The sequence below is a fragment of the Polaromonas sp. genome (assembly GCF_029945685.1).
Taxonomy (GTDB): domain Bacteria; phylum Pseudomonadota; class Gammaproteobacteria; order Burkholderiales; family Burkholderiaceae_C; genus Polaromonas.
This window is the reverse complement of the sequence record NZ_JAQSDA010000020.1, coordinates 543,675-565,501: the sequence shown is the minus strand read 5'-3', so window position 1 is coordinate 565,501 and position 21,827 is coordinate 543,675. Positions and strand designations below refer to the sequence as shown.

26 protein-coding genes are annotated in these 21,827 nt (G+C 64.5%); 13 read left to right on the top strand and 13 right to left on the bottom strand.

Going from position 1 to position 21,827, the window contains the following annotated elements:
* Positions 1-79 precede the first annotated feature (79 nt).
* Positions 80-808 carry a 16S rRNA pseudouridine(516) synthase gene (locus tag PSV26_RS14260; RefSeq protein WP_300571610.1) on the top strand — a complete coding sequence of 243 codons (729 nt, stop codon included), beginning with the start codon at positions 80-82 and terminating at the stop codon, positions 806-808.
* Between the two features lie 83 nt (positions 809-891).
* On the opposite strand, the gene PSV26_RS14255 is transcribed toward PSV26_RS14260, so the two are convergent.
* Positions 892-1,671, bottom strand: a complete 780-nt coding sequence (locus PSV26_RS14255; protein ID WP_300571609.1) for an alpha/beta hydrolase — start codon at positions 1,669-1,671, stop codon at positions 892-894.
* Positions 1,672-1,765: 94 nt separating this feature from the next.
* On the opposite strand from PSV26_RS14255, the gene PSV26_RS14250 reads away from it, so the two are divergent.
* The 10 genes from PSV26_RS14250 (at position 1,766) to PSV26_RS14205 (ending at position 12,217) form a co-directional block, all read left to right on the top strand.
* Positions 1,766-2,785, top strand: a complete 1,020-nt coding sequence (locus PSV26_RS14250; protein ID WP_366946009.1) for a YncE family protein — start codon at positions 1,766-1,768, stop codon at positions 2,783-2,785.
* Positions 2,786-3,026: 241 nt separating this feature from the next.
* Positions 3,027-3,797 carry a polysaccharide deacetylase family protein gene (locus PSV26_RS14245; protein ID WP_300571607.1) on the top strand — a complete coding sequence of 257 codons (771 nt, stop codon included), beginning with the start codon at positions 3,027-3,029 and terminating at the stop codon, positions 3,795-3,797.
* Between the two features lie 4 nt (positions 3,798-3,801).
* Complete coding sequence (locus PSV26_RS14240) at positions 3,802-4,770, top strand: sterol desaturase family protein (protein WP_300571605.1); 969 nt, start codon at positions 3,802-3,804, stop codon at positions 4,768-4,770.
* A gap of 223 nt (positions 4,771-4,993) precedes the next feature.
* A complete protein-coding gene (locus tag PSV26_RS14235) occupies positions 4,994-5,920 on the top strand; it encodes an EI24 domain-containing protein (protein WP_300571603.1) in 927 nt (308 codons plus the stop codon).
* Between the two features lie 16 nt (positions 5,921-5,936).
* Positions 5,937-6,761 (top strand): molybdopterin-binding protein, encoded by an 825-nt coding sequence (locus PSV26_RS14230; RefSeq protein WP_300516395.1) that lies wholly within the window; start codon positions 5,937-5,939, stop codon positions 6,759-6,761.
* Between the two features lie 235 nt (positions 6,762-6,996).
* Positions 6,997-8,412, top strand: coding sequence for a type I glutamate--ammonia ligase (glnA, locus tag PSV26_RS14225; RefSeq protein ID WP_300571601.1), 1,416 nt, complete (start codon positions 6,997-6,999; stop codon positions 8,410-8,412).
* Positions 8,413-8,560: 148 nt separating this feature from the next.
* Positions 8,561-9,079: a hypothetical protein gene (locus PSV26_RS14220; RefSeq protein WP_300516390.1), complete on the top strand. Its 519-nt coding sequence runs from the start codon at positions 8,561-8,563 to the stop codon at positions 9,077-9,079.
* 16 nt (positions 9,080-9,095) lie between these two features.
* Positions 9,096-10,193: a nitrogen regulation protein NR(II) gene (glnL, locus tag PSV26_RS14215; protein ID WP_300516387.1), complete on the top strand. Its 1,098-nt coding sequence runs from the start codon at positions 9,096-9,098 to the stop codon at positions 10,191-10,193.
* A gap of 48 nt (positions 10,194-10,241) precedes the next feature.
* Entirely contained in the window at positions 10,242-11,780 is a 1,539-nt protein-coding gene (gene ntrC / locus PSV26_RS14210; RefSeq protein ID WP_300571599.1) for a nitrogen regulation protein NR(I), read from the top strand.
* Positions 11,781-11,956: 176 nt separating this feature from the next.
* On the top strand, positions 11,957-12,217 hold the full coding sequence (locus tag PSV26_RS14205; RefSeq protein ID WP_300516381.1) for an HNH endonuclease signature motif containing protein: 261 nt from the start codon (positions 11,957-11,959) through the stop codon (positions 12,215-12,217).
* A gap of 53 nt (positions 12,218-12,270) precedes the next feature.
* Here PSV26_RS14205 and xth read toward each other — a convergent pair whose 3' ends face one another.
* From xth to PSV26_RS14160, 9 genes are read right to left on the bottom strand one after another with little or no spacing between them, the layout of a single operon-like run.
* A complete protein-coding gene (gene xth, locus PSV26_RS14200) occupies positions 12,271-13,053 on the bottom strand; it encodes an exodeoxyribonuclease III (protein WP_300516378.1) in 783 nt (260 codons plus the stop codon).
* A 43-nt stretch (positions 13,054-13,096) separates the two neighbouring features.
* Complete coding sequence (locus tag PSV26_RS14195) at positions 13,097-13,681, bottom strand: DUF4337 domain-containing protein (protein WP_300571597.1); 585 nt, start codon at positions 13,679-13,681, stop codon at positions 13,097-13,099.
* A gap of 1 nt (position 13,682) precedes the next feature.
* Positions 13,683-14,177: a dihydrofolate reductase gene (locus tag PSV26_RS14190; protein WP_300571770.1), complete on the bottom strand. Its 495-nt coding sequence runs from the start codon at positions 14,175-14,177 to the stop codon at positions 13,683-13,685.
* A 2-nt stretch (positions 14,178-14,179) separates the two neighbouring features.
* Positions 14,180-14,428 (bottom strand): TfoX/Sxy family protein, encoded by a 249-nt coding sequence (locus PSV26_RS14185; protein WP_300571595.1) that lies wholly within the window; start codon positions 14,426-14,428, stop codon positions 14,180-14,182.
* A gap of 5 nt (positions 14,429-14,433) precedes the next feature.
* On the bottom strand, positions 14,434-15,267 hold the full coding sequence (locus PSV26_RS14180; RefSeq protein WP_300571593.1) for a thymidylate synthase: 834 nt from the start codon (positions 15,265-15,267) through the stop codon (positions 14,434-14,436).
* Position 15,268: 1 nt separating this feature from the next.
* Entirely contained in the window at positions 15,269-15,583 is a 315-nt protein-coding gene (locus PSV26_RS14175) for a CcdB family protein (RefSeq protein WP_300516369.1), read from the bottom strand.
* Between the two features lie 2 nt (positions 15,584-15,585).
* Positions 15,586-15,825 carry a type II toxin-antitoxin system CcdA family antitoxin gene (locus PSV26_RS14170; RefSeq protein ID WP_300516367.1) on the bottom strand — a complete coding sequence of 80 codons (240 nt, stop codon included), beginning with the start codon at positions 15,823-15,825 and terminating at the stop codon, positions 15,586-15,588.
* A 27-nt stretch (positions 15,826-15,852) separates the two neighbouring features.
* The gene (locus PSV26_RS14165; protein ID WP_300571591.1) at positions 15,853-17,340 is read right to left on the bottom strand and encodes an FAD-binding oxidoreductase; all 1,488 of its coding nucleotides are present in this window, start codon (positions 17,338-17,340) and stop codon (positions 15,853-15,855) included.
* A gap of 7 nt (positions 17,341-17,347) precedes the next feature.
* Positions 17,348-17,734, bottom strand: coding sequence for a DUF2069 domain-containing protein (locus tag PSV26_RS14160; protein WP_300516361.1), 387 nt, complete (start codon positions 17,732-17,734; stop codon positions 17,348-17,350).
* Between the two features lie 33 nt (positions 17,735-17,767).
* Here PSV26_RS14160 and PSV26_RS14155 point away from each other — a divergent pair, with 33 nt between their 5' ends.
* Complete coding sequence (locus PSV26_RS14155; RefSeq protein WP_300571589.1) at positions 17,768-18,982, top strand: YihY family inner membrane protein; 1,215 nt, start codon at positions 17,768-17,770, stop codon at positions 18,980-18,982.
* Between the two features lie 34 nt (positions 18,983-19,016).
* Here PSV26_RS14155 and PSV26_RS14150 read toward each other — a convergent pair whose 3' ends face one another.
* Together PSV26_RS14150 and PSV26_RS14145 are read right to left on the bottom strand one after the other, a co-directional pair.
* Positions 19,017-19,748, bottom strand: a complete 732-nt coding sequence (locus tag PSV26_RS14150) for a ribonuclease activity regulator RraA (RefSeq protein ID WP_300571587.1) — start codon at positions 19,746-19,748, stop codon at positions 19,017-19,019.
* Positions 19,748-20,101 carry a DUF962 domain-containing protein gene (locus tag PSV26_RS14145; protein ID WP_300516355.1) on the bottom strand — a complete coding sequence of 118 codons (354 nt, stop codon included), beginning with the start codon at positions 20,099-20,101 and terminating at the stop codon, positions 19,748-19,750. The genes PSV26_RS14150 and PSV26_RS14145 overlap by 1 nt, the downstream gene beginning before the upstream one ends.
* Before the next feature lie 62 nt (positions 20,102-20,163).
* Here PSV26_RS14145 and PSV26_RS14140 point away from each other — a divergent pair, with 62 nt between their 5' ends.
* Positions 20,164-20,532 carry a thioredoxin family protein gene (locus PSV26_RS14140; protein ID WP_300571586.1) on the top strand — a complete coding sequence of 123 codons (369 nt, stop codon included), beginning with the start codon at positions 20,164-20,166 and terminating at the stop codon, positions 20,530-20,532.
* Here the strand turns inward: PSV26_RS14140 and PSV26_RS14135 are convergent.
* Complete coding sequence (locus PSV26_RS14135) at positions 20,524-21,819, bottom strand: cytochrome P450 (protein WP_300571584.1); 1,296 nt, start codon at positions 21,817-21,819, stop codon at positions 20,524-20,526. The genes PSV26_RS14140 and PSV26_RS14135 overlap by 9 nt on opposite strands.
* Positions 21,820-21,827: the final 8 nt, after the last annotated feature.

Here is a 21,827-nt window from a genome sequence, read left to right as displayed (position 1 = left end):
TCGCTGAAAGCCGACGGGCTGTCACGCGGTAGGTCAGCACCCTGTCCGGCCCGGCGACAATAGGCGCATGGCAAAAAACATGCAATTGCAGAACATTCTTTTCTCCCAGGGGTTTGGCACGCGGCGCGTCTGCGCCGGCCTGATTCAACAGGGTTTTGTGGCTGTGGCCGGCATCCCCTGTACGGAGCCAGCTATGGATTTTGTAGCGGAAGGGCTGAAATTCACGGTTCAGGGCGTGGACTGGGCGTACCACGAGAAGGCCTACCTGATGCTGCACAAGCCGGCCGGCTACGAGTGTTCGCAAAAACCCAGCACCTACCCGAGCATCTACACCCTGCTGCCGGCGCCGATCCGCCAGCGCGGCGGCGGCGCCGCCGCTGGTGTGCAGGCCGTCGGGCGGCTGGACCAGGACACCACCGGCCTGCTGCTGCTGTCGGACGACGGCAAGTTCATCCACCGCATGAGTTCACCCAAACACCATGTGCCCAAGGTGTACGAGGTCACCGCCAAACACCCGGTGGACGACCAGCAGGTCGAGAAGCTGCTGGCCGGCGTGGTGCTGGACGACGACCCCAAAGCGGTGCGCGCCGCTGCCTGCGAAAGAACCGGCGAGCAGACCTTGCGCCTGACGCTCACCGAGGGCAAGTACCACCAGGTCAAACGCATGATTGCTGCAGTGGGCAACCGCGTGGAGGACGTGGCGGGCCTGCACCGCTCGCGCATCGGTTCGCTGGACCTGCCGGCCGACCTCCAGCCCGGCCAGTGGCGCTGGCTGACGGCGCAGGACCTGGCCAGCATTGCCGGCTGAGTGCCGCAAACCCCTGAGGTTGATGATAAAAACTGCCTCCGGCCCCTATGCAGCGGGCGCAGGCAGCTATTGAATCAATAGCATCACGGCAGCGGCCGCAGGAAGGCGGCCACCGCTTCCAGCGTGCGGTCGGGCTGGTCGCGCTGTGGCGAATGCCCGCAATCGGGCAGCCGCAGTTGCACGGTCTGCGGCGCGGCCAGGGCCAGCTCGTCGAGTTGCGCCATGCTGCCGTATTCGTCGCCCAGCCCCTGGATGGCCAGCAGCGGTGCGCTGATGCGCCGGCAGTCGGGCCGGATGTCAAAACTGCGAAAGCCGGGCGACAGCCAGACGTCGTTCCATTGCCAGAAGGCGCTGTCCACGTCGGCATGGTGGCGGGCCAGTTTTTCCCGCAATCCTCCCGACTCAAAGGCTGCCGTGGCTTCGCCAATCGCCTGCACGGCGATGTCCTCGACCATCAGGTGCGGCGCCATGACGATGACGGCACTCGCCGGGTGCCGGCTCGCATGGAGCAGGGCGATGCTCGCGCCGTCCGAATGGCCCAGCAGCACCGGGTGGTTGAGGCCCTGGCTGGCCAGCAGGGCCGGCAACACTTCCCAGGCTTCGCGGTGCATGTAGTCGGGCGCCAGCCGGCCGGCGCCGCGCACATCGGTCACGGGGTCGGACTGGCCATAACCGCGCCGCGAATACACCAGACCGGCGCGGCCTGTGGCCTGGCAGACGGCTTGCGGCCAGTTGCGGCCGCGCTGGGTCCACAGACTGACCGAACCCAGGCCTTCGTGCAGGAAAACCAGTGGCGCCAGGCCGGCTGAACCGGCGATGGATTGCATTTCAAGCCGGGTGCCGGCAATCTCGACAAAATTCATGGCCCGATCGTAAGGGATGTAAGCGGCCGGGGCCCCTGGCGCGTTGATAAAGGCCTGCCGGTAAACTTGCCGCTTGTCCGAAGAAAGTCGCTGCGTGAATTTCCCCTTCCGTTTGTTTGCCGCCGTGCTGGGCACCTGCCTGGCCGGCGCCGCTGTCCTGGCCCAGACCCCGAGCCCGCATTCGCCGCCGACCTCGACCTCGACCTCGACCATGCCCCTGCTGGTGCTCAATTCGCTCAGCGACAGCGTCAGCGTGATCAATCCGGCCGACTGGACGGAAACCCGGCGCATCCCGACCGGCAAGCAGCCGCACCATCTGTACCTCACACCTGACGAAAAGTCGGTGATTGTGGCCAACGCGCTGTCCGACACGCTGACCTTCATTGACCCCCGGACCGCCGAAGTCCAGCGTGTGGTGCGCGGCATCATCGACCCCTACCACCTGCGCTTCTCGCCCGACATGAAGTGGTTTGTCACGGCGGCCAACCGCCTCAACCACATCGACATCTACCGCTGGGACGGTGCCGATGTCACGCTGGCCAAGCGCGTCCCCACTGGCCGGACGCCCAGCCATTTGTGGATAGACAGCAAAAGCACCACCGTGTATTCGTCGATGCAGGACAGCGACGAACTGGTCGCGATCGATCTGGCCACGCAGACCATCAAGTGGCGCACACCGACGGGCCTGACGCCTGCCGACGTGTTCGGCACCGCCGACGACAAATTCATGCTCGTCGCGCTGACCGGCAGCGACTCGGTCGAGGTCTACGATGTGAGTGGCAAGCAGCCGCAGCGCACCCGCCTCATCAAGACCGGCGCGGGCGCCCACGCCTTTCGCGCGCTGGGCGACGGCCGCCATGTGCTGGTCAGCAACCGCGTCGGCAACTCCATCAGCAAGATCGACCTGCAGACCATGGCCGTGGTGGACGTTTTCCCGGCACCCGGCGGGCCCGACTGCATGGATGTCTCGCGCGACGGAAAATTCATTTATGTCACGTCGCGCTGGGCGCGCAAACTCACGGTGATCGACATGGCCAGCCGCAAGGTGGTGCGCCAGGTCAATGTTGGAAAGAGCCCTCATGGCGTCTGGACGCTGGATCACGCCCCTAGATAGGCCCCCACGGTTGCTCACTTCGTGTGGGTCGCCGCACCTTGCAGGCCGCCGCTCGCCGGAGGCTTCGCTTCTGTCGCCTGAGGGGGGCGCTGCGCCTGCGGGCCGGCAAAGCCGGACCCGCGGCCCCGGCTGGTCTGAATACCTCCCCGGGGCGCCCAACACGGTTCGGTCTCTTGTGGTGTTTCTGGCTGCTACGTTTTTCATAGCTGCTGGCGCACGTCCAGTATGGGCTGACGGCTGTTTGGATGCCCAAGGCCAGCCCGGCAAGCCGGTCTACCTGACGCTGGACACCGGCCACATGGAAGTGGCGCCGCTGATCGCGGACATTCTCAACAAGCACCAGGTCAAGGTCACCTTTTTTGCCGCTAACGAGCGGACCAAAACCGGTGACGGTAGCCTGGGCACGGCCTGGGCGCCCTGGTGGAAGGCACGCGCCGCCGAGGGCCATGAATTCGCCTCCCACACCTGGGACCACAGCTACTGGCGCGCCGACGTGCAGCCGGCAGCGGGCGGGCCGGTGCAGTTCAGGATCAAACCCTCGGCTGGCCCGTCCGAGGGCCGGGAATTCACCTGGACGGCCGCGCAGTACTGCGAGGAGGTTGGCCGTTCCAGCGCGCGACTGGAGGCCATCACCGGCAAAAAACCACTGCCGCTGTTCCGGGCACCGGGCGGCAAGACCTCGCCGGCCTTGCTGGCGGCGGCCAAAGTCTGCGGCTACGAACATGTGGGCTGGTCGCCCGCCGGCTTTCTGGGCGACGAAATGCCCAGCGGCGCCTATCCCAACGACCTGCTGCTGAAAAAAGCGCTGCGGGACATCCGGCCGGGCGACATTCTGCTGGCACATCTGGGTATCTGGTCGCGCCAGGACGCCTGGGCACCCGCGGTGCTGGAGCCACTGATCGTCGGGCTGAAAGAGCGCGGCTTCTGTTTTGCGACCCTGCGCGAGCACCCGCGCTACCAGGCCTGGGTCGGCCGCAGCGGGCCCGTTACGGCGCCCCCCGCAGCAAAATAGCACCATGGACAGCTTGATCGACCCGGTGAGCAACGCCTTTTCTGCCGTGCAGCAATGGCTGTTCGAGGCCGTGGTGCAGCCGGCCCTGTTTGCGCTCGGGCTGGCGAACTTTCTGGAAGACGCCTTTCTGGGAACGGCCTGGTTCATGGTCGGCATCCTTCAGATCCTGGTGTTGCTGCTGGTGTTCGGCCCGCTGCAGCGCTGGCGACCGGTGGAGCCGGTGCAGGACCGCGCCACCGTGCGCACCGACATCCTCTACACCCTCATCCACCGGCTCGGCCTGTTTCGCATTGCGCTGTTCCTGACGCTGGAACCGGTCTTTGACGAACTGTTTGGTGTCCTGCGCACCGCCGGCTACGGCACTTTTCACCTGGATCAGCTCTGGCCCGGCGTGACCGATGGCGCGGTGGCCAGCTTCCTGATCTACCTGGTGGCGTTTGACTTCCTGGGCTACTGGATTCACCGCGGTCAGCACCAATGGGATGTCTGGTGGCGCCTGCACTCGCTGCACCACGCCCAGCGCCAGATGACGATGTGGAGCGACAACCGCAACCACCTGCTCGACGACATCGCGGTCGATTGCCTGCTGGTGCTGGCCGCGCAGCTGGTCGGTGTGGCGCCCGGCCAGTTCATCGCCATCGTGGCCCTGACCCAGCTCAGCGAAAGCCTGCAGCATGCCAATGTGCGGCTCTGGTTCGGGCGGGTCGGCGAGCGGCTGTGGGTCAGCCCGCGCTTCCACCGGATGCACCACAGCATAGGCACCGGCCATGAGCCGGCGGGCAACAACACCGCCAGGGGCCACAACTTCGGGGTGTTGCTGCCCTGGTGGGACGTGTTTTTCGGCACCGCCAACTTCGAGCGGCGGTACGAGCCTACCGGCATACGCGACCAGGTCGAGCAGTCGCGCGACTACGGCCGCGGTTTCTGGTCGCAGCAGTGGCTGGGGCTGAAACGCCTCGTCGGCAGGGCCTGATTCCAGCGAGGGACTCAAGGCGCAGCGGCTTTGTGGGGTGGGTATCCTTCGACAAGCTCAGGACGAACGGAGAAACAAAGAGCGATCGCGCAGGCACTCTTTTCAAGCAGAGGCCGCGGGTCCGGCTCCGCCGGCCCGCAGGCGCAGCGCCCCCTCGGGGGGCAGCGACCCGCGCAGCGGCGGAGCGTGGGGGCTCCACATTCAGCGGGGCTACACTTCATTCATGAACAAGCTCCTCGATTCGTTCTGGCGGGCGACGATGTACTGCCTGCACCCGCGGGTGATTGCGCTGTCGTTTTTGCCGCTGATCATCATGGTCGTCATCTCGCTCGGGGTGGGCTACTTCTTCTGGGCAGACGCCCTGGCCGCCGTGCGCAGTGGCCTGGAAAGTTATGAGCTGCTGAGCACCATGGCGCGCTGGCTCGAGGGCCTGGGGCTGGGCAACCTGCGGGTGGTGCTGGCGCCGGCGCTGCTGCTTTTCATGGCGATTCCGGTGATCGTGATCGCCGCACTGCTGTTTGTCGCGCTGCTGATGACGCCGGCCATGGTCGCCCTGGTGGCCGAGCGTCGTTTTCCGATGCTGGAGCGGAAAAAAGGCGGCTCCCTCATCGCCAGCCTGTTCTGGTCGCTCAGCTCGACCCTGCTGGCCGCCATCGCGCTGGTCGTCTCGATGCCGCTGTGGCTGGTCCCGCCGCTGATTCTGATCCTGCCGCCGCTGATCTGGGGCTGGCTGACCTACCGCGTGATGGCCTACGACGCGCTGGTCGACCATGCGAGTGCCGAAGAACGGCGCGAACTCTTTCGTCGCCACCGCGGCAGCCTGCTGGGCATCGGCGTGCTCAGCGGCTACCTGGGCGCCGCGCCCAGCCTGATCTGGGCCTCGGGCGCGATGTTCATCGCCATGGCGCCCATTCTTGTGCCGGTGGCGATCTGGATCTACACCCTGGTGTTTGCCTTTTCGTCCCTCTGGTTTTCCCACTACTGCCTGGCGGCGCTGGAGCAGCTTCGCAAGCAGAACAATGCCCTGGCCCCCGGCCCTCATGCGCAGGATGCTATTGAAACGATAGCTGATGAGCTCCTGCTCACAGGCCCCGCGGGCCCCGCGCCGACACCGGGTACGCCGCGTGGCGGACCCGGTTCCCAGCCCTGACTTTCCTTTTCTTCCCATGACCACACATTTCGGACTCATCATCGTCGGCGACGAAATCCTGTCGGGCAAACGCGCCGACAAACACCTGCCCAAGGTCATTGAACTGCTGGCGGCACGCGGCCTGCCGCTCAGTTATGCCGACTACGTGGGCGACGACCCCGAACGCATCACGGCCACGCTGGCGCGTGCCTTCGCCGCCGCCCGTGCCACGGGGGATGTGGTCTTTTGCACCGGCGGCATTGGTGCCACGCCGGACGACCATACCCGCCAGTGCGCGGCACGGGCGCTGGGCGTGGAGCTGGCGTTGCACCCCGAAGCCGAGCGCCTGATCCGGGAGCGCATGCAGGACATCGCCCGGGAGCAGGGTGTGCCCTATGAGCCGGACCGGCACGACAACATTCACCGCCTGAACATGGGCATGTTCCCGGCAGGCGCCGCCATCATTCCCAACCCCTACAACAAGATTCCGGGCTTCAGTGTGCAGGCGGGGGCCGGCGCCGTCCATTTCATGCCGGGGTTTCCGGTCATGGCCTGGCCGATGATGGCGTGGCTGCTCGATACGCACTATGCCGGCTTGCACCAAAAATTGGCTTATTCGGAAAAGTCGGTGATCGTGATGGGGGCCATGGAAGCCGCGTTGACGCCACTGATGCTTGACATCGAGGCCCGCCACAGCGGGGTCAAGGTGTTCAGCCTGCCCAGCGTGGACCACCCCGAGTACGGCCGGCATATTGAGCTGGGCGTCAAGGGTGCGCCTGAAGCCGTCAACCTCGCTTACCCGGCGCTGCTGGCAGGGCTGCACACTTTTAATGCCAAGCTCGGCCCTGAATTGGTGCGCTGATGAAATGCACCTATAAGGTGCAAACCCGGATTGCACCTTATCGGTGCGCTAATTTTCTCTCTGCTTTTCAGGTCTCGACCGGCCGCCGCCCCCCAAACAGGGGCTGGATGACGGCACAATCAGGGGCTTGGCTTTAAATCACCGGCAAACACCCGCGAGGAAGGTTTGGCACAAAAAGTGCATTCGACCACGCCGAAACAATTTTTTAACCACCATCCAGCAACAGGAGATTCTGATGGCAAAGACCGTCGCAGACGTCATGAAAATGGTCAAGGAAAACGAAGTCAAGTTTGTTGACTTCCGTTTTACCGACACCCGGGGCAAAGAGCAGCACGTGACCGTGCCTGTGTCCCACTTTGACGAAGACAAATTCACTTCGGGCCATGCCTTTGACGGCTCTTCTGTTGCCGGCTGGAAAGGCATTGAAGCGTCCGACATGCAGTTGATGCCTGACCCGAAGACGGCCAATATCGACCCGTTTTTCGAGGAAACCACGCTGTTCATGAGCTGCGACGTGCTCGAGCCCAGCGACGGCAAGGCCTATGACCGAGACCCGCGCTCCATCGCACAGCGCGCCGAGGCCTACCTCAAGGCCTCCGGCCTGGGCGACACCGCCTATTTCGGTCCCGAGCCGGAATTTTTCATCTTCGACGACGTGCGCTGGAACACCGACATGTCGGGCACCTTCTTCAAGATCGAAGAATACGAAGCCCCCTGGAATTCGGGCGCCAAGCTCGAAGGCGGCAACCGCGGCCACCGTCCCACCGTCAAGGGTGGCTACTTCCCGGTGCCCCCGGTCGACAGCACGCAGGACATGCGCGCCGAGATGTCCCTGATTCTTGAGTCGCTGGGCATCCCGGTCGAAGTGTTCCACCATGAAGTGGCTGGCGCCGGCCAGAATGAAATCGGCACCAAGTTCAGCACGCTGGTGCAGCGCGCCGACTGGACGCAGATCCTCAAGTACGTGGTGCAGAACGTGGCCAATGCCTACGGCAAGACCGCGACCTTCATGCCCAAGCCCATCGTTGGCGACAACGGTTCCGGCATGCACGTGCACCAGTCGATCTGGAAAGACGGCAAAAACCTGTTTGCCGGCGACGGCTACGCCGGCCTGTCCGACTTTGCGCTGTACTACATCGGCGGCATCATCAAGCACGCCCGTGCGCTGAACGCCATCACCAACCCCGGCACCAACAGCTACAAGCGCCTGGTGCCTGGTTACGAGGCGCCGGTCAAGCTGGCCTACTCGGCGAAAAACCGCTCGGCATCGATCCGCATTCCTTACGTCGCCAACCCCAAGGGTCGCCGCATCGAGGCACGCTTCCCCGATCCCCTGATGAACCCCTACCTCGGCTTCTCGGCTCTGATGATGGCCGGTCTCGACGGCGTGGAAAACAAGATCCATCCCGGCGAAGCCGCCACCAAGGACCTGTACCATCTGCCGCCCGAGGAAGACGCCAAAGTGCCAACCGTGTGCCACAGCCTGGACCAGGCGCTGGACTGCCTCGACGTGGGCCGCAGCTTCCTGACCAAGGGCGGTGTGTTCACCGATTCCATGATCGACGCCTACATTGAGCTGAAAATGGGGGAGGTCACGCGCTTGCGCCAGGCCACGCACCCGATCGAGTTCGACATGTATTACTCACTGTAATTTTTTACAGTCTGTGGTCAAAAAAGGACGGCGAAAGCCGTCCTTTTTCATTGGGCCGCAAGGTTATCCTGTCGCCGATTTTGCTTTTCCACACCTTTGCGGGATACTGACAGACCGTCCTTGCCCTAACAGGCGCTTGGGGTTACGCATGAAACCTACAGTACTTCTTTCAATTTCGACCCTTCTTCTCGCCGGCAGCGTGTCCGCCGCGTTCGCGCAGGAGCGCATCTACCGCTGTGGCGGCAAGGAAGGCGCAGCGCCTGAGTACATCAACAATGCCCGGGATGCGCAGTCGCGCGGCTGCAGACTCATTGAAGGCGGCAATGTGACGGTGGTCCAGGGTCTGGCCCAGAGCCGGCCTGCAGTACGTGTTGCGGCAGCGGCGCAGGCATCGCCTGCCGCGGGCAACGAAGCACAACGCGCCCGGGACAGCGACACACGCGCCATCCTGGAGTCCGAACTCAAGAAGGCAGAGCAGCGGCTTTCCGAGCAGCAGAAAGAGTTCAACAACGGCCAGCCGGAGAAGCAGGGCATCGAAGGGCGCAACTACCAGCGCTACCTCGACCGTGTGGCCGAAATGAAGGAAAGCATCGCCCGCCACGAGAGCGACATCGCCGGCCTGAAGCGCGAAATTTCCCGTTTGCCCGCAAACACCGTCCGTCAATAAGACGTTCTGCGTCAGAATGGAAGGCTTGAAAAAGCCCATTCTTTCTGCACCCGCCGCTGCTGCGGCCATCCCCCGTTTCCAGTCCTTTGACCTGCTGGCCACACTGGTGGCTGTCGTGCGCACCAACGGTGTGGTGGTGTTTGCCAACGCGGCCCTCGAAGATGCGCTGGGCACCTCGCGCCGCACCATCGAAGGCTCCCAGCTTCCCGACTGCTTCACCGAGCCAACCATCCTGCACAACGCACTCGAAGGCGCTGGCAGCAATGAATTTGCCGCGCTGCGTTACGACGCCTGGCTCAAGCCGCTGAACCGCGAACCCATGCCCGTGCACGTGGTGGTGGCGCAGACCGACACACCGGGCGAGGCCATCGTGGAGCTGCTGCCGCTGGAGCAGCAGGCCAAGCAGGACCGCGAGGAGCGTCTGATCGACCAGGCGCAGGCCAACAAGGAGTTGATCCGCAACCTGGCGCACGAGATCAAGAACCCGCTGGGCGGGATTCGCGGCGCGGCGCAACTGCTGCAGATGGAGATCGACAAGGAACTGACCGAATACACCCAGGTCATCATCCATGAGGCCGACCGCCTGCAGTCCCTGGTGGACCGGCTGCTGGCCCCGCACCGCCGGCCGCATCTGGTGGGCGACGTCAACATCCACGAGGTGTGCGAACGGGTGCGCTCGCTGATCCTGGCGGAGTTTCCGCGCGGACTGCGTGTCATGCGCGACTATGACATCTCGATTCCCGACTTTCGCGGTGACCGCGAGCAACTGATCCAGGCGGTGCTCAACATCGCGCACAACGCCGCGCAGGCGCTCGCTGACCGGGTGGCTGCAGGGGATGCGCAGATCACTTTCAGGACAAGAATTGCCCGACAGGTAACTTTTGGCAAACAGCGCTATCGCTTGGCACTGGAATTGCATGTTATCGACAATGGACCGGGTGTTCCGGACTCCATCAAGGACCGTATTTTCTATCCCCTGATCTCGGGGCGCGAAGGCGGCTCCGGACTGGGGCTGACATTGGCGCAAACCTTTGTTCAGCAACATCACGGCTTGATCGAGTGCGAGAGCGTCCCCGGCCGCACGGATTTCAAGTTGCTGATACCTCTGCCTTGAACTCCGTTGTCTTCCACAGATAACCGGTAGTACCAAAGGGACAAGAACATGAAACCGATCTGGATTGTGGACGATGACCAGTCCATCCGGTTTGTGCTGGAAAAAGCCCTGCTGCGTGAAGGCCTGCCGACGCGCAGTTTCACCAACCCGCGTGAAGTGCTCAGCGCGCTGGAGACCGCCACCGAAGAAGACGGCCCGCAGATTCTGGTCAGCGACATCCGCATGCCCGGCGGTTCGGGCCTGGACCTGCTCGAAAAGGTCAAGGCAAAACTGCCCGGCCTGCCGGTCATCATCATGACGGCTTTCTCCGACCTGGACAGCGCCGTGTCGGCCTTCCAGGGCGGCGCTTTTGAATACCTGCCCAAACCGTTTGATTTGCCCAAGGCGGTCGAGCTGATACGCCGCGCGGTGGAAGAAAGCCAGCGCGAGGAAGTGGCCGAAGAGCGCATGGCCGCCACCCCCGAAATGCTGGGCCAGGCACCGGCCATGCAGGACGTGTTCCGCGCCATCGGCCGGTTGAGCCAGAGCATGGTGACAGTGATGATCACCGGCGAGTCCGGCTCCGGCAAGGAGCTGGTGGCGCGCGCCCTGCACAAACATTCGCCGCGTGCCAACGGGCCTTTTGTGGCCATCAACACGGCCGCCATCCCGAAAGACCTGCTCGAGTCCGAACTGTTCGGCCATGAGCGTGGCGCCTTCACCGGCGCGCAGACCATGCGCCGCGGCCGCTTTGAGCAGGCCGACGGTGGCACGCTGTTTCTCGACGAAATCGGCGACATGCCGTTTGACCTGCAGACGCGTCTGCTGCGTGTGCTCAGCGATGGCAACTTCTACCGCGTCGGCGGCCACAACGCCGTCAAGACCAATGTGCGCGTGATTGCCGCGACGCACCAGGACCTGGAGCAGCGCGTCAAGGAGGGCGGCTTCCGGGAAGACCTGTTCCACCGCCTCAACGTGATCCGCCTGCGCCTGCCGGCCCTGCGCGAGCGGCGCGAAGACGTGTTCATGCTGACGCGCCACTTCCTGCAGCAAAGCGCCAAGCAACTCGGCGTGGAGCCCAAACGCATTTCCGATGCCGCCCTGCAGCAACTGAGCACCTTCAGCTTTCCGGGTAATGTGCGCCAGCTCGAGAACATCTGCCACTGGCTGACCGTGATGGCGCCGGCCCAGGTCATCGAAGCCAAGGACCTGCCGCCCGAGGTGCTGGGGGCTGTGGCCGAACCGGGCAGGGCGCCGGTGCCGGTTGACAGCGGCACGGCGCCACAGCGCCCCCCGGCCGAGTTGCCACGGGCCGCCGCGCCCGACGTGTCGCACACCGGCGCAGCGGCGCCGCTCGCCGAAGCTGCCGGCCAGCCCGTGCCGGCCTCCGGCGGCGGCACCTGGGAAAGCGGGCTCGAGGCCGAGGCCATGGCCTTGCTGGCGACCGGTCGCAGCGACGTGTGGGATGTGCTGACGCGGCGCTTCGAGTCCAAGCTGATCCAGACGGCGCTGCTCAACACGCGCGGCCGCCGCATCGAAGCCGCGCAGAAACTGGGCATAGGGCGCAACACCATCACGCGCAAGATCCAGGAGCTCAATCTGGAGTAGACGAGCCCCCACGCTTGTCGCTTCGCGTACTGCGCTGCCCCCCGAGGGGGCGCTGCGCCTGCGGCCCGGCAAAGCCGGATCCGCGGCCCCTGCTTGAAGGGGAGTCTCGCATCCGCCCGCGCCGTGAGGTTAGTTTCGCAGCGCCTCGATGACGCCGCGTGATTTAAAGTCCTGCCATGAGCCGTTTAGCACTGACCCGCGACAAGATCTATAAAACCGTGGCGCGCCAGCTGCATGGCCAGGTGCCTTGCTGGGTCTGCGGCCAGCATGTGCTGCCGGCGGCTGCGACGCTGGAGCACATTCGGCCGCTGAGCGAGGGCGGCAACAGCCACGCGGAGAATCTGGCCATCAGCCACGAGGTCTGCAACGGCCAGCGACACGCCAAAGGCGTGATCGCCGAGTCCGTCGAGTCTCCCGGGCGGGTGGCCCGCAATTAAAGGATCAAATCGGCTTCCAGCCCAGGTGGGACGGGCGTGAGCAGCTCTGTTATTTATAGCAAATCGAGATCCGCCACCACCGGCACATGGTCGCTGGGCCGCTCGTTTTTTCGCGGCAGCTTGTCGATCACGCAGCTCTTCACCGCAGGCTTGAGGGTGTCGCTGACCAGGATGTAGTCGATGCGCAGGCCGCGATTGCGGCGGAAGGCGAACTCGCGGTAGTCCCACCAAGAGTAACTTTTCTCCGGCTGATCGAACAGGCGGAAGGCGTCGTGCAGGCCCAGCCCCAGCAACGCTTTCAGGTGCTCACGCTCTTCGCTCGTGTGGTGAATGGTTTCGCGCAGGCCCTCGGCGTCATAGGTGTCGCGGTCGTCCATCGTGATGTTGAAGTCACCCACCAGCACCAGCCGGGGGTGGGCCGCGAGTTCGGCCTGAAGCCAGTTGCGCAGGCCGTCCAGCCATTTCATCTTGTACTCAAACTTCTCGGTACCGGGCGCCTGCCCGTTGACGAAATAGCCGTTGACCAGCCGCAGCTCGCCCTGCGGCGTGTCCAGCGTCGCGGCAATCACGCGCGACTGCTCGTCGCTGAAGCCGTTGATGTTTTTGACGATGGCGCGCGGCGGCGTGCGGCTCAGGATGGCCACCCCGTTGTAGGTTTTCTGTCCGAAGACGGCGCACTGGTAACCGGCGGCTGCCAAAGCCTCCAGCGGGAACTTGTCGTCGCTGAGCTTGAGTTCCTGCAGGCACAAGGCATCTACCGGGTTGGCGGCCAGCCAGTCCAGCACCTGCGGCAGGCGCACCGCCAGCGAGTTGACATTCCAGGTCGCGATTTTCATGGATTTGGTGTTCCAGCCCTTTGACTGTGTGCGTGAGTAGCTATCAAATATGGAGCAATGCCAGGGCGCCTACCAGCAGGCCCACGCCCGCGAGTGCGAACATGCCGTACTCCAGCCACTTCTTGCGTGTCAGCAGGGCGATTGCCGCCAGGGCAATCGACACCTGCAGCACGGTGGTCGCCTGCGCCCAGCGATGGTGCAAATGCAATTGCTCGTCGGAGGACTTGTCCCAGGCTGTCGCTTCGGATTCGAGTTTTTCGGCGGCCACCTTGATCTCGTTCTTTTCGGCTTCGTAGCGGTCAATCCTGCCCTTGTACGCGGCCTTTTTGTCCTCAGGCGCGAGGTCGCGCGCAAATTCAGCCAAAGACTGCTTGGTACTTTTTGACTGAAAGTAATTCCATTGGTTCGACGCTTCGGTCTTCTTGATCGCTGCGTTGTTTTTATACAGGCCGGCGTTGGCCTGGGTGGCGCCGCCCATGTAGGAAAAGAGCGCACCGACGGTGGCAATGATGGCAGTCACCACGGCGATCTGCGCGATCATGCCGCCGCCTTTATCGTGCCCGCCCTGCGCGGCGTGTTCCAGCTCGTGGTCGTGCGGCCCGTGCACGTGAAATCCGGCTCCTGACATCTCAATTCTCCCTGCGTTTGTTGTAGGTAACGAAGCTGAATTTCAGGCCGGCCGACGTTGTGTGCTCCTCGCGCGCAGCTTCCGTCCACTGCGGGCCCAGCACCGGTGCATAGGCATCACCGTCGAAATCCTGCGCAATCTCGGTGACCTCGGCGCGGCTCGCCAAGGGCTCGGCCTGGGCATAAATCTGCGCACCGCCGATGATCCAGACCTCGGGGGCGGCGCCGGCCAGCTGCAAGGCTTCTTTCAGGCTGGCGGCGCGCTGCGCGCCTTCGGCTTGCCAGTCGCTTTGCCGCGTGATCACGATGTTGGTCCGCCCGGGCAGCGGGCGGAATTTCGGTGGCAGCGAGTCCCAGGTCTTGCGGCCCATGATGACCGGGCAGCCCTGGGTTAGCCGCTTGAAGTGCGCCAGGTCTTCCGGCAGGTGCCAGGGCATGGCGCCGTCCTTGCCGATGACGCCGTTGGCCGCGCGGGCGTAGATGAGGTTGATGCCAATGGTCACGATGTTTGCTCCAAGGCCAGCAAAAGCGACAGGCGGTCCTGTTGGGAAATGGCCTGCCAGGACTGGTCAGTCAGCGCGCCCTCGATGGCCCACAACAGGTTGAGAGAGGGCTTCTGGCCGGTGGCCTGCACGGCGCGATATGCCTTGACCGAGCCGATCTGGAGTAGCTGTATCTCTGTGGTGATGCCGGCCCGATCAAGCATGCGCTCAGAAGCCGGTCCCAGGTTGCGCAGGTTTAAAAGCATCGTGTTTACACCGCCACCGGCGCCTTGATCGCCGGATGGTGTTCGTATTCGAGGAACTCGAAGTCGTCGAACTCGTAGTCGAAGACCGATGCCGGCTTGCGCTTGATATGGAGCGTCGGGTAGGGAAAGGGCGCGCGGCTCAGTTGCAGCGCCACCTGGTCGGCGTGGTTGCTGTAGATGTGGCAGTCGCCGCCGGTCCAGATGAAGTCGCCGACGTCCAGGTCGCACTGCTGCGCCACCATGTGGGTCAGCAGGGCATAGCTGGCGATGTTGAAGGGCACGCCCAGGAAAATGTCGGCGCTGCGCTGGTAGAGCTGGCAACTGAGCTTGCCCCTGCCGCCGGGCTCGGTGGCCGGCGCCACATAAAACTGGAAAAACGCATGGCAGGGCATCAGCGCCATCTTCGACAGCTCGGCCACGTTCCAGGCGCTGACGATGATGCGGCGCGAATCCGGGTTGGTCTTCAGGGTCTGGATGACCTCGGCGATCTGGTCGATGTGGCCGCCGTCCGGTGTCGGCCAGCTGCGCCACTGCACGCCGTAGACCGGGCCCAGGCTGCCGTCTTCGCGCGCCCACTCGTCCCAGATGGTCACGCCGCGCTCTTTCAGCCAGTTGTTGTCGCTGGACCCCTGCAGAAACCACAGCAGCTCGTGCACGATGGACTTGAGGTGAACCTTTTTGGTCGTGACCAGCGGGAAGCCTTCGTTGAGGTCAAAACGCATCTGGTAGCCGAACACGCTTTTGGTGCCGGTGCCGGTGCGGTCGGCCTTGAACACGCCGTGGGTGTCCACATGGCGCATGAAGTGTTCGTACTGGGAGCGGATAGGGCGGGGTGACACGTTAATAAGCTCCAAACAGGCAGTCCATGGCGGCAACGATGAGTTCACGCTGGTCTTGCAGACCGGCGACGCGCTTTTTCAATTCCCGCGCCGGAAACGCGGCCAGAGCGGCGGTGTCCAGCACCACTGTTTTTCCGCCGACTTGGAATACCGGGTTCAAGTCACGCATGGGATGCGGGTACAGCGCGGCCGGACGCAGGGGAATGACAACGCGTGAATCCAGGCTGTTGATGTAGTCGTTCTGCACATCCAGCAGAAAGGGTGCGATTTTGCCCAGTGTGGCATCGGGATGCGCATAGACGTCGTAACGTGCCATGGCTAGAAGGTCCGGTATTTCGCAAGCGGGAGACCTTCGCTGGCGATGCGTGCGTTGTACTCCGCGACGGCCTCCCGGTTCTGCTCGTTCCACTGCTCCCAGTAAAGGCGTTTCACCTCGGCGGCCAGCAGCGTGTCAACGGTCTGGGAAACGTTCATGCCCATCTCGCGCGCCAGCGCAAGCACCTTGACGTTGAGCGTCAGGTTGGTCGCTTTTTTGGGCGCATGGTCAAATTTCAGCATGGTCTATCTCCATGATTCATGCGCATATTATATGCGCAACACTCGCCCGGGGTTCATCAGGTTCTCGGGGTCCAGCCCGCGTTTGATGGCCCGCATCAGGCCCAGGGCCACCGGCGATTTGTGCTTTTCGAGCTTGTCGAGCTTGAGGCTGCCGACGCCGTGTTCGGCCGAAATCGAGCCGCCGAAGGCCTGCACCGAGTCGTAGACCAGGCCATTGACGTTTTCTTCCTGCTCGCGCAGAAAAGCGGCCGCGTCACCCTCGGCCGGAGCCTGCACGTTGTAGTGCAGGTTTCCGTCGCCGAGGTGGCCGAAGTTGACGAGGCGCACGCCCGGGATGGCCGTTTCCAGCAGCTGGTCGGTGACGCGCACAAACTCGGGAATCAGTGAGACCGGCACCGAGATGTCGTGTTTGATGTTCAGGCCTTCTTCGGCCTGCGCCAGCGGGATGCTTTCGCGCACATGCCAGAGCTGGTGCGCCTGCTGCAGGTTTTCCGCGACCACGGCATCGGTGACGCAGCCTTCTTCCATGGCGGTTTCCAGCAGGCGCTCGAACTGCTCGCGCGCATGGCTTTCCGACTCGTGGTCGGAGTTTTCCAGTAGCACAAAATAAGCCCCCACGCTCCCCACTTCGTGTGGTTCGCTGCCCCCCGAGGGGGCTGCATCCGGCTTGGGGCGGCCCTGCGCCGATGCGTTGTTGGTGAACGGTATGCGCTGTTGCGGAAAGTGTTTGGCCACCAGGCTCAGCGCAAACTGGCCCATCACTTCAAAGCCCGTCAGGCCCGCGCCCAGGTGGCGGTGCGCCAGCCCGAGCAGGGTGACGGCATCCTCCATCGACGGCACGGCCGCCCAGGCGGTGAGTTGCGCAGCCGGCTGGGGGTAGAGCTTCATGGTCGCGGCCGTGATGATGCCCAGTGTGCCTTCGCTGCCAATGAACAGGTCGCGCAGGTCGTAACCGGTGTTGTCCTTGCGCAGGCCCGACAGGCCTTCCCAGACCTCGCCTTGCGCGGTGACGACTTCCAGCCCGAGGCAGAGGTCGCGCGCATTGCCGTAACGCACGACCTGTGTGCCGCCGGCATTGCTGCCCAGGTTGCCGCCAATCGTGCAGCTGCCCTCGGCGGCCAAGCTCAGCGGAAACAGGAAGCCGGCTTTTTCGGCGGTTTCCTGCAGGGTCTGCAGGATGCAGCCGGCCTCGACCGTCATGGTCAGGTTGGCGCTGTCGATGGCGCGCACCGCGTTCATGCGCTGCAGGCTCAGCACCACCTGGCGGCCGGAGGCGTCGGGTGTCGAGCCGCCGACCAGGCCGGTGTTGCCGCCCTGCGGCACCATGGGCACGCCGGCCGCGGCGCAGGCCCTGACGACCGCCGCCACCTGCGCCGTGTCGGCAGGGCGAACCACGGCCAGCGCCTTGCCGCGTGCGCGTTTGCGCCAGTCCAGCTCCCAGGCGGAGAGGTCGCCCCCGGTCAACACGTGGGCGTCGCCGACGATGGCGCGCAAGGCGTCGAGAATCTTGTCCATAGGTTTTTCAGGCAGCCGGTTGGATGGTTTTCACGCCATTTTTCAGGCGGATACGTACATGCAGGGCGCAGGCGGTGAACAGCAGCAGGCACAGCACCACTTCGGCCATGGCCAGGTAGTTGCCGGGCGGCTTGTCGCTCCAGGCGCGCACCGCGCCTTCGGTGAAATAGAGCCAGACCATCAGGCTGAGCCAGCGGTAGGTGTACATGCGGTTTTTCAGCAGGCCGGCCAGTGGAATACACAGCGGCAGCACCTTCAGGGCCAGCAACGAGCCGCCCGGCCGCAGCGGCGCCAGCCACATCTCCCAGGCCAGGCCGAGAATGATCAGGGCGGCCAGGCTGCCCACGGCGAGCCAGCGTGTGGCGTCAATCTGTGTTGTTTTGTTGAGAGTCATGTTGATGCTTGTGTCGATGGCATGATACCGGGGATGACATTCCAGCAGTCCCTGCAGCAGTTATTGACGGACCTGTCGCGCTTTCCGTGGCGCGACACCGCCATCACGCTGCGCCAGCGTTTTCGCGACGACCACATGGGCCTGACGGCCAGCAGCCTGACCTTCACCACCAGCATCGCGCTGGTGCCGTTTTTCACGGTGGCGCTGGCCATCTTCACCGCCTTTCCGATGTTTTCCAAGCTGCAGGGCGCGCTGCAGGTGTGGCTGGTCAACAGCCTGATCCCCGACAACATCTCGCGCCAGGTCCTCGGCTACCTGACGCAGTTCGCCAAACAGGCCAACAAGCTGGGCGTCGCCGGTCTGGCGGTGCTGCTGGTCACGGCGATTGCCCTGATCCTGACCATAGACCGCACGCTCAACGGCATCTGGCGCGTGAAAAAACCACGTCCGCTGGCGCAGCGCGTGCTGATTTACTGGGCCGCCATCACGCTCGGCCCGCTGGTGCTGGGTGCCAGCCTGGCAGTGACGTCGTATGTCATTTCCGGCTCGCGCGGCGTGGTGGGCGACATGCCCGGCGGGCTGCGTGTGCTGCTGGATGTGCTGCAGTTCTTTCTGCTGGCCGGCGGCATGGCGGCCCTGTACCACTATGTGCCCAACACCTTTGTGCGCTGGGGCCACGCCTGGGCCGGCGGCCTGTTTGTTGCGGCCGGCATCGAGCTGGCCAAGAAGGTGCTCACGCTGTACCTGAGCAGCGTGCCGACCTATTCGCTGGTGTACGGCGCCTTTGCCACCTTGCCGATTCTGCTGGTCTGGATTTACGTGGCCTGGGTCATTGTGCTGATGGGCGCAGTGATTGCCGCCTACCTGCCCAGCCTGCTGGCCGGCGTGGCGCGCCGCGGCAGCGCGCACGGCTGGCAGTTCCAGCTGGCGGTGGAACTGCTGCAGCAACTGCACCGGGCGCGCGGGACCGCACGTATCGGGCTGGAAGGCTCGGAGCTGGCGCGGGCGCTGCAGGTGGATGCCTTGCAGCTCGAACCCGTGCTCGAGACCCTGATGGCGCTGGACTGGATAGGCCAGCTGACCGACCCGGAGGACGAACACGAGGCGCGTTACCTGCTGCTGGCCGATCCGGCCTCCACCGCGCTGGAGCCGCTGCTGGCGCAACTGCTGCTGAGCCAGGACCCGTCCATGAAAAGTTTATGGGAAAACGGTCGTTTCTCCGCGCTGCGCCTGCGCGACGTGTTATGAAAATGATAGCGCTGCGGGCATCGGCCGCAGGCGCTCACGGGCCGGTTTTTTTCGTCGCCTCGTAACGCGCCCTGTTCTCGGCGTTGGGCGGGTACAGGCCGGGCAGGGCGGCACCCTTGTCGACCTCGCTCATGATCCAGGACTCAAGCCGCTCCTGCTCGGGCGCCAGCTGCAGCATGTCCTCCAGCAGTGCCGCCGGGATCAGTACCGCGCCGTCGTCATCGGCCACGATCACATCGCCCGGAAACACCGCCACGCCGCCGCAGGCGATCGGCCGCTGCCAGTCCACAAAGGTCAGGCCCGCCACCGAAGGCGGCGCGGCGGCGCCGCTGCACCAGACCGGCAGGCCGGTGCCCAGCACCCCCGCCTGGTCGCGCACCACGCCGTCGGTCACCAGCGCCGTCACGCCGCGCTTTTGCATGCGGGCGCACAGAATGTCGCCAAAAATCCCGGCGTCGCTGACACCCATCGCGTCCACCACGGCGATACAGCCCGCCGGCATGTCTTCGATCGCCGCGCGTGTCGAGATCGGCGACGACCACGACTCGGGTGTCGCCAGGTCCTCGCGCGCCGGCACAAAACGCAGGGTGAAGGCGCGGCCCACCAGGCGCGGCTGGCCGGTGCGCAGCGGCCGGGCGCCGCGCAGCCAGACGTTGCGCAGGCCTTTTTTCAGCAGCAGCGTGGTCAGGGTGGCGGTGGTGATGCCGGAAAGAATGTCCACCGCCCGAGGGTCGAGCTGCATGGGGATGCCCTGGTTGGTGTTCATCAGATCTTGACCTTGCCAGTCCAGATGTCCTTGTACATCACCCAGTCGCCCATGAAGCTGTAGAGCGGGCGCTTGAAGGACGCGGGTTTGTTTTTCTCGAACACGAAGTGGCCGACCCAGGCAAAGCCGTAACCACACAGCAGGCCGGCCAGCAGCCACCACGGGTTGCGCGTGGCGAGCAGCGTGGCCAGGCACAGCAGCGAGAGGCTGGAGCCGGCAAAGTGCAGGCGGCGGCAGGTGCGGTTGCTGTGCTCGCTCAGGTAAAACGGGTAAAACTCGGCGAAGCTCTGAAATGTTCTGGCATCGGCTGCAGCGGGTGCAGCGGCTGCATCAGGGCGGGTGGCGGTGTCCATGGCGTGTCTCCGGAATAGTCCTTGTTGCGCCATGATAACGACGCTCGCGCACAATGGCTGACATGCTTCCTTCTTTGCAGGTTCCCGACGGGCGCTGGGTCGCCTGTCTTTGTGCCGGCTGGTGCGGCACCTGCCGGGATTACCGGCCGGTGTTTGACCAGGTGGTCGCGGCGCACCCCGGCCTGCGTTTTCTCTGGCTGGACATCGAAGACGAGGCCGAACTGGTGGGCGAGCTCGACATCGAGACCTTTCCGACGCTGCTGATTGCCGATGGCGCGGCGCTTCGCTTCGCCGGGCCCATGTTGCCGCATGCCGCAACCTTGTCGCGTTTGCTGGCGTCGCTGGACAAGCAGGCCGCGGTCGCCGGTTCGGCCGATCCGGCGCTGACGGACCTGGTGCAGGCGCTGCACCGGCGGCTCAGTTCAGCTTGAGCCTGCGGCAAACGGCGCGTTCAGAAAGCCGCGGAAACGTGCGCGCCCGCCCCGGGTTGGTGCAGCGGTGAGGTGGTAGTCGGGAAAACGCTGAAGAAAGCGCCCGACGGCGATGCGGCCTTCGAGCCGCGCCAGGCTCAGGCCGGCGCACTGGTGGATGCCGAAACCAAAGGCCAGGTGCCGGTTGTTTTCGCGCGTCAGGTCGAGCTGTTCTGGGTGGTCAAACTGCGCCGGGTCGCGGTTCGCCGCGCCTATGCACAGCGTGAGCAGCGCACCTTCGGGCAGGTCCACGCCGCCGACCTGGCAGGCCTTGAGCGCGCGGCGGTTACCGAGCTGGTTGGACGACTCGAAACGCAGGAACTCGTCAATTTCTACAGTCAAATCAGGCTCCAGCCGTTGTGGGTTCTGCGCAGGCAGCTTCACTTTTGATAGCAGGTGTTCCCGGGCGCCGGGCCACTCCTGCAGGGCGACGAGGGCGTTGCCGATCAGGTTAGTGGTGGTTTCGTGGCCGGCGTTGAGGATGAAAACGCAGTTTTGCAGCAACTCGGTTTCGCTCAGTTTTTCACCGGCTTCCTCGCCCTGGATCAGACGCGTCAGCACATCGTGCTCGGGATCGCCGGGGCGCCGCCGCCGCTCGGCCACCAGCGCCTGCAGGTAGGCCGTGAACTCGCTCACGCTGTGGTTGCCCAGCGCTTCCTGTTCGGGTGTGAGTTTGGGTTCGAGCGCGCCCAGAATGGTCAGCGACCAGTCGCGCAGCGGCCCGCGGTCGGCATGCGGCACGCCCAGCAGGTTGCCGATGATCTCCACCGGAATCGCCGAGGCAAAGTCCTCAATCAGGTCGCCGCCGCCCCGGGCTTCGATGGAATCGAGCAGGCTGTCCACCAGGGTGACCAGCCCCGGCTCCATGTCGGTGATGGCCCGCCGCGTGAGGGCGCCCATGATGAGCTTGCGCACCCGCGTGTGCAGCGGCGGATCGTTGAACACCAGGCTGGTGGTGTGGTGCTCCAGCAGCGGCGCGCCTGCGCCGTACTTGGGCGTGAACTCCACCTTCTTGTCCGAACTGAAGGTCTGCGCATCGCGGTAGACCGCCACCAGGTCGGCGTAACGCGTGAGGAAATACGAGCCGTCGGGCATGCGCCGCACCGGCGCGGTCTCGCGCAGCAGCGCGTAAACCGGGTAGGGGTTGGCGTAGAAGTCGGCGGGCAGGGCGCGCAGGTCGAAGCTGGCGGCAATGTCCCGTGCGCGTGCGGGCGACATCGGCGGGGTGATGGGGGTCATGGGTTGCATGCTCCCGA